Genomic DNA, 14,642 nt, shown 5'->3' with positions numbered 1-14,642 from the left:
TCCTAAAGCCTTTCTTATTTTATGCTAAAACGTTTATTTAATCAGCCAAATATCCAAGAGGTAAAACAGAGCAAAGATTACCGAGGCATAGCCGTTAGTGGTCATAAAATCACGGTTGACCCGGCTTAAATCTGTTGAAGAAAACAAGGTATGCTGATAGATGAGCAGTGCGGCGTAAAAGACCACCCCTAAACAATAAATCCAGCCTACGGGCATCAAAAATGCCGGTATTAAAATAAAGATAAAGGACAATACGTGCAGGCATTCAGAAACGCGCATGGCACCTTTCGTCCCTAACCAAACAGGTATAGAATTGAGCTGATTTTCCCGATCAAACGCTTCATCCTGCAAAGCATATATAATATCAAATCCACTCACCCAGGTCAACACTGCAAAGCCGTAAAGCACGGGTACTGTTGCAAACTGCCCGGTAATCACCATATAGGCGCCTATTGGCGCCAATCCCAGTCCAGCCCCCAAAACAAGGTGACATAAGGGTGTTATACGCTTCGTATAAGAATAGAAAAGTACCACAAAAAGTGCTACCGGCGACAGCATAAAACAAAGAGAATTGATAAAATACGTCGCGCCGATAAAAATGAGACTATTTACAATCGTAAAAACCAATGCATTACTCGCTGAAATCTTTCCTGCAGGAATATCACGCATGGCTGTCCTTGGATTTATCGCATCAATATCTCTATCCAGATAGCGATTGAATGCCATAGCGGCATTACGAGCCGTTACCATGCATACAAGCATCAGCACTAATAATTTCCACGAAAAAGCATACTCCATTGTATGCAGAGCTAAAAAAAAACCTATAAAGGCAAATGGCAATGCGAATACACTGTGGGCAAATAAAACTAAAGACAAATATTTTTTCATCCGAACTTAAAATCTAGGCTGAAACTGTTCGTTTCCATCCAGCTCAGGGCGAACAAATCGGCTGTTAACTTCAGCAATAGTATCTAAAATAGGCTCATGCCCCATTTTCTTTTCCGCCGAGGTAAGGAAAATCTGTGGTACCTCTTCAAACCATTGTAGCAATGATTTTTTAAACTTCGCAACATTAGCATCAGATTTGACAGCCGATTGCTTGTCGGCTTTTGTAAAAACCAACATAAAAGGCAACCCGCATTCTCCGAGCCAATAGCAGAAATCCAGGTCGATCTTTTGTGGTTCAAGCCGGCTATCCACCAACACGAAAACGCATTGCAAATTATCCCGGTGAGTAAGGTATCTGCGGATGAACTTTTCCCATTCATTACGACTTGTCTTTGAGGCTTTGGCAAAACCATATCCTGGCAAATCCACCAGATACCACGTGTCGTCGATGATAAAATGATTGATCAACTGGGTCTTACCTGGCTTTTGAGAGGTTTTGGCAAGTCCTTTTTTGTTGGTCATCGCATTAATCAATGATGATTTACCGACATTCGAACGTCCGATAAAAGCATACTCCGGCAAAGTTGGTGCTGGTAATTTGTCAACTCTCGTGTTACTACACACGAATTCGGCTTTTTTCACTTCCATGGAGCAAAGGTACGTTAAATCAATCCCTTTGACAAGATTTGTGCAGCTTCTATTCCATAAAAAAGCTTTATGTCCCATTTTATAAGATGAGGATCAAAATGTGCGCAATTATTTCTAACTTTCCATTCTAGCAACTGTCAAAATGAGTACGCCAGCGCTGAAGCTGCCCTATCGTTGGTAGAATATTTGCCATCATACCAATACCAGAAGCCGTTGCAACAGTACGATTGAAATAGCACTCAAAACAAATTTTTCAGCGGTGCTGTAACAATTCACTGGTAAATGATACTAACCTATCAATAGACAGCAGTCATTGAGCGATAGAATAGCTTTAACAAACTCAACATAAAAATTAAAATTAAACCTTCAATAGATGTTACTCGAAATCAATCATGTTACTAAAGATTACGCCAATCACCGGGCATTGGACGATGTTTCCATTCAAATTCCCAAGGGGAAAATTTTTGGATTACTAGGGCCGAACGGTGCCGGAAAAACGTCCCTAATCCGTATTATCAACCAAATTACAGCCCCCGATTCTGGCGAAATCTTGTTTAATGGCGAGATTTTAGGACCTAAGCACATTGCTCAAATCGGCTATTTACCAGAAGAGCGCGGGTTATACAAAAAAATGAAAATTGGCGATCAAATGCTGTATTTGGCACAGCTGAAAGGGCTTTCCAAGAAAGAAGCACTACAGCGCATTCAAGATTGGTGCGAACGCTTAGACATCACATCCTGGTGGGACAAAAAAATAGAAGACCTTAGTAAGGGAATGCAGCAAAAAGTACAATTTGTTGCTACAGTCATTCATCAACCGCAATTGATCATCCTGGATGAACCCTTTTCGGGATTCGACCCTGTCAATGCCAATATCATAAAAGAGCAGATTCTCCGTTTGAATCAAGAAGGTGCAACCATCATCTTCTCTACCCACCGAATGGAAACCGTTGAAGAACTCTGTGATAATATTGCGCTGATCAACCGATCAAAGAAAATATTGGATGGTGCTGTACAAGCCATTAAAAAAGAATACCGTAATCAAACCTATAAACTAGAATATACAACAACCGAAGATAATTTTCTTCTATCCCATAACACCCAGTTTGAAGTCATCGAGACAAAAATGATAGATAAAACATACTTCACTACAATTCAGCTAAATAACAATATCCATATCAATGAAGTCTTAATGCATTTAATACCGCAAATACAGCTCAATCAACTGATAGAAATCGTCCCCTCCATGGCCGATATTTTCATTCAAAAAGTTACACAAGCCTCACCTATAGCCAACAGTCATGCATAAAATATTACTTATTATCCAAAGAGAGTACCTGTCTAGAGTCAAGAAAAAATCCTTTATTGTCATGACCTTTGCCGTGCCACTGTTTTTCTTCGCCCTATATGCAGGCATGTTTTATCTCACCAAAAAGAGCTTTAAAGATTCGCATACCGAAGTCTTTGTCTTAGATGAACAAGGCGACTTTGCAAGCAAACTCCAAAGTAATAAAAATGTAAGTTATACAGTTAGCACACTAGGTCTCCAAGCACAAAAAGCACAGCTTGCCAAAAGTGAAGCAAAACAGTCGATTCTTTATATTCCCAAAGACATTTTATCCAGCCAAAAAGCGGAGCTTATTACGAGCGGAAAGACCAGTTTTGTCACACAGGAGATTATTACTGAGCAACTAGAAGAAATCATCCGCGAAAAGGAGTACAAAGCCAAGGGTATCGACCTAACTATCATCCAATCGATTAAACCCAAAGTGGCCATTGATGCCAAAGAAATAACAGCCGACGGTGAAGAAAAGAACAGCAATACCGCCATCGCAATGGGGCTGGGCGTTGCTTTGGCCATCTTAGTCTATCTATCATTATTTCTATATGGAGCGCAGGTAATGCGGGGCATTATCGAAGAGAAAAGCAGTCGCATCATCGAAGTTATTATTTCCTCTGTCAAACCCTTTCAGCTCATGATGGGCAAAATTGTCGGGATCGGTATGGTTGGCCTGACACAATTTGTCATGTGGCTGTTGCTTACGGGTGGCCTATTTATTACTGCAACGATCTTATTCGTCAATCCTCATGACATGCAGGAAGTAGCAGCGAGCCAGCCTGGTGGAGGTAACATGAGCACGGTATCAAAAGCAATGGCGCAAAATGGATCAGCTGCTATCCTTAGTTCAATACAAAGCTTCAACTTTACCGAAGTTATCATTTTCTTCTTTCTATTTTTTATCGCTGGTTATCTATTGTACAGTGCAATTTTCGCAGCCGCCGGTTCTGCTGTCGATAATGAAACCGAAGCCAATCAATTCTCCATGCCCATTACCATGCCGTTGTTATTAACCTACATCCTTTCTTTCGGCGTTATTATCAATGACCCCAATGGTCCAATTGCAACGTGGTTGAGCTTTATTCCGTTCACCTCACCTATTGCCATGCTGGTACGCATACCTTTCGGTGTCCCTTTGTGGCAGATCCTCACTTCATTGGCGCTCCTCATAGTAACCTTCCTATTGGTCACCTGGGTTGCTGCACGGGTCTACCGCGTAGGCATCCTGATCTATGGTAAGAAGGCAAATCTAAAGGAAATTATCAAATGGTTTAATTACAAAAGTTAGCTGCGGACAGCAGCAGCTACATCGTGATAAATGCGATACAGACATCGCCAAAGCCCAAAAAAGCCAANNTTGGCTTTTTTGGGCTTTGGCGCATTAGGTTTTAATCCTATTGCGCAAGATCAGCACCTCAGGATCGTTCAACTAGTATCTTAATTTCAATTTTTTAAATACAAAATGCCAAAGCCAAATCGGTCCAACCAATAGAAATTGGAGAAACTGCTGCCCGGTTATATCCCTTTTCTCCTTCCCCTTTCCGAGAAATAAGGCTATAATAGAAATTAGTGCGATGCCAAGACACACCCAAATGACCGCTGGGCCACCATCCCGCTGCACATGCTCCAATTGTACGATAAAGTAGCTCATAGCCCCTATTGTGAATAATATCGCATACGATAAGGTTGCCGACAGCTTTAAATAATAATAAATGACAATAGCAATGAAGAAAGAGCCCCAGTTTAAAAAAGTATGCCAATTAAGTTTAACCAGGAACTCGAATTGCGGAAATGGAATCATCCAGATCGCACCCATGATACCAAAAAATAATAACGGTAAAAAGATGGCCTGAATCAGACGGTTGGTCGGATCCTGAAAATTAGCATCCAGCTCCGCAAAATACTTGTCTACGGGGCGTAAAGGTTCGGCTTCTTGCACTTTCTTCTTTTGTTTCATTCGGCAAATTTAACAAATATTGCGCATGCCTTGGCCCTGTACCCTAATAATATTCGCTATTTTTAGGTCTGCCATAAGTCATTAAATACTTTCGTGCCCTACAGACTCGCTTACTCCTATACTATTCCGTAATATTGCAGCATGAAGTCTTACAAACATATCTTATTCGATCTTGACGGAACACTCACCGACCCCGCAGAAGGTATCACCAAATGTATTGCTTATGCGCTGGAATCGAAAGGAATCCAGACAGCAGACCTCAACAGTCTCAAACCGTTGATCGGCCCGCCGCTTAAAGATTCCTTTATGCATACTTTTGGGTTTGAGGAAAACGAAGCGATCAGCTGTGTCGACAAATATCGGGAACGCTTTTCAACAATAGGATTATATGAGAATATACTGTTCGATCGGATACCCGAACTTTTGGAAAAGCTAAAATCAAAAGATTACCACGTCTACCTAGCCACATCGAAACCTGAAATATTCGCCCGAAAAATATTGAGTCATTTTGCAATCGATCAATATTTTGATTTTGCAGGCGGAAGTGCTTTGGATGATTCCAGACCGACAAAGACCAGCGTCATTCAATATGTGATGGAAAACAGTGCGCTTTCCGATCCCCAGCACTGCATCATGATCGGCGATCGTAAACATGACCTGATTGGCGCCCGTGAGACGGGAATGGATGCGATCGGAGTGCTGTATGGCTATGGTAGCCGGATGGAAATCGAACAGGAGTCGCCCGCCTACTTGTTGCATAGTGTAGCAGATTTAATTGAATTTTTCGGATAATAAAAAAAGCTCCAATCTGCTGATTGGAGCTTTTTTATTCGTGTTGCGCTTGAATGGTCTATTTTGCGTAAGACACCGATCTCGTCTCGCGGATAACAGTTACTTTAATTTGTCCCGGATAAGTCATTTCCGTTTGGATACGGTTGGAAATATCCGCGGCCAATATTTCCGATTGCGCATCAGATACTCTCTCACTTTCCACGATCACACGAAGCTCACGTCCAGCTTGTATCGCAAAAGTTTTTTCAACACCAGGGTAAGATAGCGCCAGATCTTCCAGCTCTTTCAGCCGCTTAATATAGCTTTCTACCACCTCGCGGCGTGCACCCGGACGTGCCCCAGAAATCGCATCACAGGCCTGAACAATCGGAGATATTAAGGCGGTCATTTCGATCTCATCGTGGTGAGCGCCGATGGCATTACATACATCAGGATGTTCTTTGTATTTCTCAGCAAGTTGCATCCCCAAAATAGCGTGTGGCAACTCAGGATTATCATCAGGCACTTTACCGATATCATGTAGTAAACCTGCGCGCTTTGCGTGCTTAACATTCAGTCCAAGCTCTGCAGCCATTGTTGCCGCAAAATTAGCCACTTCACGAGAGTGTTGTAAAAGATTCTGTCCGTAAGACGAACGGTAACGCATACGTCCTACCATACGGATCAATTCGGGGTGCAAACCATGTATTCCCAAATCAATCGCTGTACGTTCGCCAATTTCGACGATCTCATCTTCAATTTGTGTCCGTGTTTTTGCGACCACTTCTTCAATTCGGGCTGGGTGAATACGACCGTCGGTTACCAAACGGTGTAAAGCCAGACGCGCAATTTCGCGGCGTACCGGATCAAAACCAGAGAGGATAATGGCTTCGGGGGTATCATCTACGATGATTTCAACTCCTGTTGCAGCTTCCAGCGCACGAATATTACGCCCCTCGCGACCAATAATACGGCCTTTGATTTCGTCGTTTTCGATATTGAAAATTGAAACGGTATTTTCGATTGCCGATTCAGTAGCGGTCCGTTGGATCGTTTGGATTACAACCTTTTTAGCCTCTTTTGTCGCCGTCAGTTTTGCCTCATCCACTATATCCTTGATTTGAATCATTGCTTGTGAACGTGCTTCTTCACGTAAAGAATCTACCAATTGATTTCTTGCTTCGTCGGCAGTTACGCCAGCGATGCTCTCCAGTTGCTTAATCTGTTGTAATTTTAAGGACTCTACTTCTTCGGATTTCTTTTCATTCAACTCAACCAACTTATCCAATTGCTTTTTCTTTGTATCCACCTCTTGCTTATCGCGGTTGATGTTTTCCAGTTTTTGGTTAATTGACTGCTCTTTTTGTCTCAACGTATTTTCCTTTTGGTTGATGGCATTGTTACGTTGGTTGACTTCCTTTTCATGTTCAGATTTTAATTGAAGGAACTTCTCTTTAGCCTCCAACAGGCGTTTCTTTTTGATGAGTTCCCCTTCCTGCTCTGCATCTTTCAGTATGCTATTTACCTTATCTTTGGCTTCCTGTTCTTGTTTTTTAAACAACAGAACCAATAGATAACGACCTATAACAACACCAACAATCAGAGAAATTATGCTATAAATTGCGATGTCCATGTATGTATAATTGTATTATTTATTTGTTTTTATTAATTATATCCTAATTTGTGTTTCAATTCCCCTAAAATCGTCAATTGCCCTTTTCAATCCGTAAGGTCGATGTAGCCAATAGACTACGAGCTCCATGCGCTCCGGAGGATTTCATGACAAAAAAAAACCGCAATTAAATTTAAACAGGTATCATGTATTATTAAACTTCGAGATTACATAATTAGGCTTAGATTGTGACCCAGATGGCTTTCGCAAAATGGCCTATATCTTTTTGCGCCTGTAATATTGAAGCGTTAAGTTTAAAATAGTGACAACCCGAATTTAATTGCGGCAAATTCGTCGTTTAAGCTCTAAATATAAAGAACGTAAATTTATTTTTTAAAGAAATCCGTCAACAACTGATCAAGTTCCTGTACTGAATTTTCCAAACCCACTTCGTGATTTTGGGACTGTCGTTCGGCATTGAGCATACGCGTCGCAAATTGCAATACACACATGGACAACAAATCCTGCTTATCTCGCACAGTATAGTTTTCCTGCAATTCCTTTACTTTTTCATTTATCAATTTCGCAGCATGTCGAATTACTTCCTCTTCCGCGCTCTCCACACGAAGCGGGTAAACACGATCTGCGATATTTATTTTTATGGAAATCTCTCCCATTTCTTTGAGCTTTTTAACGTTGTATTCGTTTGAATGAATCCGACTTCACGTATCCTTACTACTTCAGCAAACTAATACACTTGTCTATTTCCCGCACAAAATCGTTAATTTTTTGTTTTGTGTCAAGTATTTTTTCATTAATTGCATCTTTATCCGTTTCTGAATCTAAAGTACGGGCCACTGCCAGTGCTTTAACCTTCTCTTCCAACTGCTTGCTCTTATCGTTGCTCGCATCGAAAGCTACTTTTAAAGATTGTACCTCTAATTTAAGCAAATCATTTTCTTCTTGCAAGACTTCGCACAATTGAATTAAATTTTTCGTTTTCTCAACGATCAGATTCATTTGTGAAGACAATGTTGCCATATTATAAATTGAATATTACCAATTAATGTTGTATCTCGCATTAACCACGCACTTCCGCGCCTAGTTCCTTCTCAAAATTAACAATTAATTTTTGAACTATCGCATCAATTTGCTTATCATTGAGTGTTTTTTCTTCATCCTGTAAGATAAAGCTCAGAGCATAAGACTTTTTCCCTTCCGGAATTTTGTCACCTTTATACACATCAAACACATTTACATGCTTTAAAAGCTTGCGTTCGGTCTTCTGAGCAACAAATTGTAGCTTATCAAAACTCACATTCTCATCAATCAAAAGTGACAAATCTCGACGTACAGCAGGGAATTTAGAAACTTCCTTATATTGAATACTATTTTTACGGATTATTTTCATTAAAACATCCCAATCAAAGTCAGCAAAGAACACCTGCCCCTCTACATCGGCTTTTTTCAAATCGCGCTGGGCTACCGCACCAAAAGAAACCAGACATTTCTGGCCTTTCATATAGTTTAAGCCATACGCAAAATGCGCACTCGATGTATCTTGCATTTGAACACCTTCTATTTTCAGCCGTTTGACAAGGGTATCTACGGCTGCTTTCAGATGATAGAAATTGACTGCATCTTTCTTGCTATTCCATTGCTCTGGCTCATTTTTGCCTGCCATCGCAAAAACAAGGTGCTGTGTTTCTTTATAACCTTCACCATCCAATGCATAGGTCTTACCGAACTCAAAGAATTTTAGATCAAAATTTCTGCGCTTCTGGTTATATTCAATCGCATTCAACATCGAAAAAACCATATTTTGACGCATCGTGTCCAAATCCGAACTCAATGGATTATACAACTTAACCGCTGTATCGCTATCATCAACATAATCTAGCTTCGTCAATGAATTAGATAGGATCTCACGAAATCCATTGGCGATGAGCAGATCGGCCAATTGATTTAAGACAACTTCCTTATCCGGCTTTTCAACCGTATTCAAAGAGGCCTTAATTTGCGACTTCAACGCAATATTATTATAGCCATAAATCCGTAATACCTCTTCGACAACATCCACTTCACGTGTTACGTCAACACGATAAGCAGGTACCAGCACATCAAGGCCCTCTTCCGTTTCAGCAGCTACCTCAATGCCAAGTGCAACAATAATGGATTTAATTTCTTGCGTTGGAATCTCCTGTCCGATCAAACGAATCACGTTTGCATAGCTGACGTGGAACGAAAACGGTTTGATCTCGACGGGGTACTCATCTTTGAGCGTCGATGAAATTGTTCCACCCGCGATTTCCTGAATCAATAATGCCGCACGTTTCAACGCCTCAACCGTAATATTCGGATCAGTACCGCGTTCGAAACGGAACGACGAATCTGTCTTTAGGCCATGCCTTTTAGCGGTCTTCCGTACAGAAACAGCATTGAAATATGCAGACTCCAAAAATATAGTCGTTGTTTCTGCACTCACACCCGAATATGCGCCGCCAAAAACACCGGAAATACACATCGGTTTTTCCGTATCCGCGATCACTAAATCCTCAGCAGATAAGATCCGTTCAACACCGTCAAGCGTAACAAATTTTTCACCTTCCGTCGCCTGGCGAACAAGAACTTTATTCCCTGCAATTTTATCGGCATCAAAAGCGTGAAGTGGCTGCCCTAAGTCGTGCAGGATATAATTCGTTACGTCGACGATAGTATTGATCGGACGTACACCGATCACGTTTAATTTCTCTTTCAACCAATCTGGAGATTCGCCAACGCGAACACCAGTAATATTAATACCGCTGTAACGCGGGCAGGCCTGCGCATCTGCCACGACGACTGTCGTTCCCTCAGCCTCTCCGGCCTCGAATGCAGAAACATCTGCCTTTAAAACTTGCGTACGGAAATGTGCAGCAATGTCCCTGGCAACCCCCAAATGCGAAGCTGCGTCTGCACGATTTGGTGTTAAACCAATTTCGTAACGGTAATCATCCTGAACATTGAAGTGTTCTTTCACCAAAGTTCCTACAGCCACTTCAGCCGGCAACTCCACAATTCCTGCATGGGATGTACCTAAACCAATTTCATCTTCCCCGCACAACATACCTTCGGAAACTTCGCCACGAATTTTGGATTTAGTTATTTTAAAAGGCTCCCCTGTCAATGGATGACACGTAGTCCCTACCGTCGCAACAATAACTTTCAAGCCTGTACGGCAGTTTGGAGCGCCACACACAATGTGCAACAAGTCCGGCCCACCGACATCAACCGTAGTTACGCGCAATTTATCTGCGTTAGGATGCTGTTCACAAGTTTTCACTTCACCAACCACCAAGCCATCTAATCCACCGGGGATACTCTGTACAACGTCCAAAGCCTCTACTTCCAATCCTGTATTTGTCAAGATTAAAGAGAGTTCTTCCGGAGTTGAATCTATATTAACATGTTGTTTTAACCAATTATATGAAATATTCATCTCGAATTTGATTTGATCCACAAACTTAGATAAATTTGCGTTTATATCCAACGTCAATTTACCGTTAAACGAATTTATAACCCGACGTAACAGGGGAAATATACACCTATTTTTTAATCAAAATTCAATCATTTCCACCAAAATAATATGTAACTTTGTGCTTTAATTTGAAGAACGTTCAAAACAAACATTTATAATGATTCATTTCTTTGAGAACCCATCGAACACTATATATGGTGTTCAAAGCGTAAACTCTTTATCACAAGAAGACATTACTAAACTCAACTGGCTATTCGGCAACGCCAAAAAACTAGACGACCAAAACCTTAACCATTACTTTGTAGGACCCCGTGCTGCGATGGTTACTCCTTGGAGTACCAATGCTGTAGAAATCACACAGAACATGGGTATTGACGGCATTGTTCGCATTGAAGAATTTCAGCCGGTGTCAGAAGATTTCAATGACTTCGATCCAATGATTTCCCAAAAATTCAGCATGCTGACGCAGGATATGTATACTGTTAACATCACGCCAGAACCGATAGTGGAAATCGAAGACATCGATGCCTACAATAAAGCTGAAGGACTAGCGCTCAATGCAGAAGAGGTTGATTACCTTAATCAACTTTCGGCCAAGTTAGGTCGCTTGCTCACAGATTCTGAAGTATTCGCCTTTTCACAAGCCAATTCAGAACACTGTAGACATAAGATTTTCAATGGTACCTTTATCATTGATGGCGAAGAACAACCGACTTCCCTGTTTAAAATGATCAAAAAGACGTCTGAGACCAATCCCAACGAGATTGTTTCGGCGTATAAAGATAACGTTGCTTTTGTTAAAGGTCCACGTGTGACACAATTTGCCCCTAAATCTGCCGACAAACCTGATTTTTACGAAGAAAAACCTTTTGATTCGGTTTTATCTGTTAAAGCTGAAACGCATAATTTCCCAACTACAGTAGAGCCATTTTCTGGTGCAGCAACAGGATCGGGTGGCGAAATCCGGGATCGTATGGCGGGCGGCCAAGGTGCAATTCCATTGGCGGGTACAGCCGTATACATGACTGCTTATTCGCGATTGGAACAAAATAAATTGGATCTTCAGGCAGGAACTTTAACTGCGCCAGCAGAAGAACTCAACAAGACGCGTCCATGGGAAAATGCGATGCAAGAGCGTCAATGGTTGTACCAAACCCCAGTTGACATCCTGATCAAAGCATCCAATGGTGCTTCTGACTTCGGTAATAAGTTTGGTCAGCCCCTAATTACGGGTTCTGTATTGACCTTCGAGCATGAAGAGGATGGCCGTAAACTTGGTTACGACAAAGTCATTATGCAGGCCGGCGGAGTTGGCTATGGAAAACTGGATCAAGCGAAAAAACATACACCGAAAACCGGTGATAAAGTCGTTATCCTGGGTGGTGAAAATTACCGCATCGGAATGGGTGGAGCTGCTGTATCTTCTGCAGACACAGGGGCATTTGGTTCTGGAATTGAGCTTAATGCCATTCAGCGTTCCAATCCCGAAATGCAAAAACGTGCAGCGAATGCTGTTCGTGGATTAGTGGAGTCTGATCATAACCCCATTGTCTCTATCCACGATCATGGTGCAGGTGGCCACTTAAACTGCCTTTCTGAACTTGTTGAAGAGACCGGCGGTTTAATTGATCTGGATGCACTTCCTGTAGGCGACCCGACACTATCCGCAAAAGAAATTATCGGTAATGAATCGCAAGAACGTATGGGGCTTGTGATCGCTAAAGATGATATTGACACCTTAAAACGTGTTGCCGATCGCGAACGTGCACCAATGTACACCGTAGGTGATGTTACTGGCGACCACCGCTTTACTTTCGAATCAAAAAGTACGGGTGAAAAACCAATGGATTATGCGCTCGAAGATTTCTTTGGCTCATCGCCAAAAACTTTTATGCGCGATAAAACCGTAGTTCGTAACTACGCTGACCTTGCTTATGATGCAGCCAACATTCCAAGCTACTTAAACCAAGTATTGCAATTGGAAGCTGTTGCTTCCAAAGATTGGTTAACCAATAAAGTAGACCGTTGTGTTGGAGGCCGTGTTGCCAAACAACAATGTGCTGGTCCATTGCAATTGCCGTTGAACAACGTCGGAGTGATGGCACTTGACTATAAAGGTAAAGAAGGTATTGCGACAACAATAGGTCACTCCCCTATTGCTGCCTTAGTGGATCCCGCTGCGGCAAGCCGAACGGCTATTGCCGAATCGCTTTCCAACATCGTATTTGCTCCGATCAAAAATGGCCTCGCAGGAATCTCCCTATCGGCCAACTGGATGTGGGCAGCCAATAATGAAGGTGAAGACGCCCGCTTATACCAAGCTGTTAAAGCCTGCTCGGAATTTGCCATCGCATTGGGAATTAATATCCCGACGGGAAAAGATTCCTTGTCCATGAAGCAAAAATATCCAAACGGCGAAAACGTCATTGCTCCAGGCACATTGATCATTTCTGCCGCCGGAAATTGTACGGATATCACCAAAGTGGTTGAACCTGTACTGAACAAAACGGCTGGATCGATCTATTACATCAACTTATCAAAAGATCAGTTCAAATTAGGCGGTTCGTCATTTGCGCAAATCATCAATAAATTAGGTACTGAAGTACAGACCATTCAGAATCCTGCTTATTTTAAAACAGCTTTTAATACCATACAGCAATTAATTCAAGAAGGACAGATCGAAGCTGGTCACGACGTCGGATCGGGTGGCTTGATTACCACCTTATTGGAAATGACCTTTGCTGACACCAACCTTGCTGCCAACTATGACCTTTCGGCGTTAAATGAATCGGATACCGTAAAAGCGTTTTTTAATGAAAATATCGCACTGGTATTGCAAGCGAAAGACGATGCGGCCTTCGAAGCCAGTATGCAGGATGCAGGTGTTGATGCTGTAAAAATTGGCCAGGTGATCGAAGGAAATACGGTAACAGTTAAAAATCAAGAGGCTTCTTTTAGCTTTGATGTCGCAGCGACCCGTGATGTATGGTTTACGACATCATTCCTTTTGGATTCAAAGCAATCTAAAAATGGAACGGCACAACAACGCTTTGACAACTATAAAAACCAGCCTTTAACTTTTTCTTTTCCAAGCCAATTCAATGGTAAGAAACCAGTGATCGACAGTACTAAGGTACGTCCAAAAGCTGCCATTCTTCGTGAAAAAGGTTCGAATTCAGAACGTGAAATGGCTAATGCCATGTTTTTGGCCGGCTTTGACGTGAAGGATGTCCACATGACAGATTTGATAACTGGACGGGAGACATTGGAGGATATACAGTTTATCGGTGCAGTAGGTGGTTTCTCTAACTCCGATGTACTTGGATCAGCAAAAGGCTGGGCCGGAGCCTTCCTCTACAATGAGAAAGCGAAAAAAGCGCTAACAGATTTCTTTGCTCGCCCAGACACGCTCTCTGTTGGTATATGCAACGGTTGCCAATTATTTATGGAACTCGAAATGATCAATCCTGAGCACGAAGTACATGGAAAAATGCTGCACAACACCTCAGGAAAACATGAGTCAAACTTCGTTTCCGTAAAAGTGCAAGAGAACAATTCTGTGATGTTATCGACGTTAGCCGGAAGTACTTTGGGTGTCTGGATCTCACATGGTGAGGGAAAATTCAACCTTCCATATGCTGAAGACCAATACAATATTGTCGCAAAATATGGATATGAACACTATCCGCACAACCCAAATGGTTCAGATTATAATACCGCAATGATCTGTGATAAAACCGGTCGCCACTTGGCTACTATGCCACATATCGAACGCTCGATTTTCCAATGGCATTGGGCAAATTACCCCAAAGGACGCCAAGATGAAGTTTCTCCTTGGATTGAAGCATTTGTCAATGCGCGCCAATGGATTGACACACATAGCAAATAGTAAAAAGAAAAAACTCCTTCC

At 41.9% G+C, this 14,642-nt stretch carries 11 protein-coding genes; 4 read left to right on the top strand and 7 right to left on the bottom strand.

Going from position 1 to position 14,642, the window contains the following annotated elements:
- Positions 1-33: 33 nt before the first annotated feature.
- Together B2W36_RS14315 and yihA are read right to left on the bottom strand one after the other, a co-directional pair.
- Positions 34-888: a UbiA-like polyprenyltransferase gene (locus B2W36_RS14315; RefSeq protein WP_293888294.1), complete on the bottom strand. Its 855-nt coding sequence runs from the start codon at positions 886-888 to the stop codon at positions 34-36.
- A 6-nt stretch (positions 889-894) separates the two neighbouring features.
- Positions 895-1,536: a ribosome biogenesis GTP-binding protein YihA/YsxC gene (yihA, locus tag B2W36_RS14310; protein WP_209575637.1), complete on the bottom strand. Its 642-nt coding sequence runs from the start codon at positions 1,534-1,536 to the stop codon at positions 895-897.
- Positions 1,537-1,909: 373 nt separating this feature from the next.
- Here yihA and B2W36_RS14305 point away from each other — a divergent pair, with 373 nt between their 5' ends.
- The gene (locus B2W36_RS14305; RefSeq protein ID WP_293880917.1) at positions 1,910-2,845 is read left to right on the top strand and encodes an ABC transporter ATP-binding protein; all 936 of its coding nucleotides are present in this window, start codon (positions 1,910-1,912) and stop codon (positions 2,843-2,845) included.
- Positions 2,838-4,163 (top strand): ABC transporter permease, encoded by a 1,326-nt coding sequence (locus tag B2W36_RS14300; RefSeq protein WP_293888293.1) that lies wholly within the window; start codon positions 2,838-2,840, stop codon positions 4,161-4,163. The genes B2W36_RS14305 and B2W36_RS14300 overlap by 8 nt, the downstream gene beginning before the upstream one ends.
- A gap of 141 nt (positions 4,164-4,304) precedes the next feature.
- Here the strand turns inward: B2W36_RS14300 and B2W36_RS14295 are convergent, their stop codons facing one another.
- Positions 4,305-4,832: an Mpo1-like protein gene (locus tag B2W36_RS14295; protein ID WP_209575643.1), complete on the bottom strand. Its 528-nt coding sequence runs from the start codon at positions 4,830-4,832 to the stop codon at positions 4,305-4,307.
- A 141-nt stretch (positions 4,833-4,973) separates the two neighbouring features.
- Between B2W36_RS14295 and B2W36_RS14290 the strand changes: the two genes are divergently transcribed.
- Entirely contained in the window at positions 4,974-5,624 is a 651-nt protein-coding gene (locus B2W36_RS14290) for an HAD-IA family hydrolase (protein ID WP_293888291.1), read from the top strand.
- A 58-nt stretch (positions 5,625-5,682) separates the two neighbouring features.
- Here B2W36_RS14290 and rny read toward each other — a convergent pair whose 3' ends face one another.
- From rny to pheT, 4 genes are all read right to left on the bottom strand, one after another.
- The gene (gene rny, locus B2W36_RS14285; RefSeq protein ID WP_209575647.1) at positions 5,683-7,236 is read right to left on the bottom strand and encodes a ribonuclease Y; all 1,554 of its coding nucleotides are present in this window, start codon (positions 7,234-7,236) and stop codon (positions 5,683-5,685) included.
- Positions 7,237-7,601: 365 nt separating this feature from the next.
- Positions 7,602-7,892, bottom strand: a complete 291-nt coding sequence (locus B2W36_RS14280; RefSeq protein WP_046675831.1) for a cell division protein ZapA — start codon at positions 7,890-7,892, stop codon at positions 7,602-7,604.
- A 58-nt stretch (positions 7,893-7,950) separates the two neighbouring features.
- Entirely contained in the window at positions 7,951-8,256 is a 306-nt protein-coding gene (locus B2W36_RS14275; protein ID WP_209575649.1) for a hypothetical protein, read from the bottom strand.
- Positions 8,257-8,296: 40 nt separating this feature from the next.
- A complete protein-coding gene (gene pheT / locus B2W36_RS14270) occupies positions 8,297-10,693 on the bottom strand; it encodes a phenylalanine--tRNA ligase subunit beta (RefSeq protein WP_293888289.1) in 2,397 nt (798 codons plus the stop codon).
- 196 nt (positions 10,694-10,889) lie between these two features.
- Between pheT and purL the strand changes: the two genes are divergently transcribed.
- Positions 10,890-14,621, top strand: coding sequence for a phosphoribosylformylglycinamidine synthase (gene purL / locus B2W36_RS14265; protein ID WP_293888287.1), 3,732 nt, complete (start codon positions 10,890-10,892; stop codon positions 14,619-14,621).
- Positions 14,622-14,642: the final 21 nt, after the last annotated feature.

The organism is Sphingobacterium sp. UBA3549 (genome assembly GCF_002376635.1).
Taxonomy (GTDB): Bacteria; Bacteroidota; Bacteroidia; order Sphingobacteriales; family Sphingobacteriaceae; genus Sphingobacterium.
Note: the sequence above shows the minus strand (reverse complement) of the source record. Positions and strands in the feature narration are given on the sequence as shown.

Excerpts from the sequence above, each read along its gene's own strand:
- yihA (WP_209575637.1), bottom strand. The coding sequence starts at position 1,536 with ATGGAAGTGAAAAAAGCCGAATTCGTGTGTAGTAACACGAGAGTTGAC.
- B2W36_RS14315 (WP_293888294.1), bottom strand. The coding sequence starts at position 888 with ATGAAAAAATATTTGTCTTTAGTTTTATTTGCCCACAGTGTATTCGCA.
- B2W36_RS14290 (WP_293888291.1), top strand. The coding sequence starts at position 4,974 with ATGAAGTCTTACAAACATATCTTATTCGATCTTGACGGAACACTCACC.
- rny (WP_209575647.1), bottom strand. The coding sequence starts at position 7,236 with ATGGACATCGCAATTTATAGCATAATTTCTCTGATTGTTGGTGTTGTT.
- B2W36_RS14275 (WP_209575649.1), bottom strand. The coding sequence starts at position 8,256 with ATGGCAACATTGTCTTCACAAATGAATCTGATCGTTGAGAAAACGAAA.
- B2W36_RS14280 (WP_046675831.1), bottom strand. The coding sequence starts at position 7,892 with ATGGGAGAGATTTCCATAAAAATAAATATCGCAGATCGTGTTTACCCG.
- B2W36_RS14295 (WP_209575643.1), bottom strand. The coding sequence starts at position 4,832 with ATGAAACAAAAGAAGAAAGTGCAAGAAGCCGAACCTTTACGCCCCGTA.
- pheT (WP_293888289.1), bottom strand. The coding sequence starts at position 10,693 with ATGAATATTTCATATAATTGGTTAAAACAACATGTTAATATAGATTCA.
- purL (WP_293888287.1), top strand. The coding sequence starts at position 10,890 with ATGATTCATTTCTTTGAGAACCCATCGAACACTATATATGGTGTTCAA.
- B2W36_RS14300 (WP_293888293.1), top strand. The coding sequence starts at position 2,838 with ATGCATAAAATATTACTTATTATCCAAAGAGAGTACCTGTCTAGAGTC.
- B2W36_RS14305 (WP_293880917.1), top strand. The coding sequence starts at position 1,910 with ATGTTACTCGAAATCAATCATGTTACTAAAGATTACGCCAATCACCGG.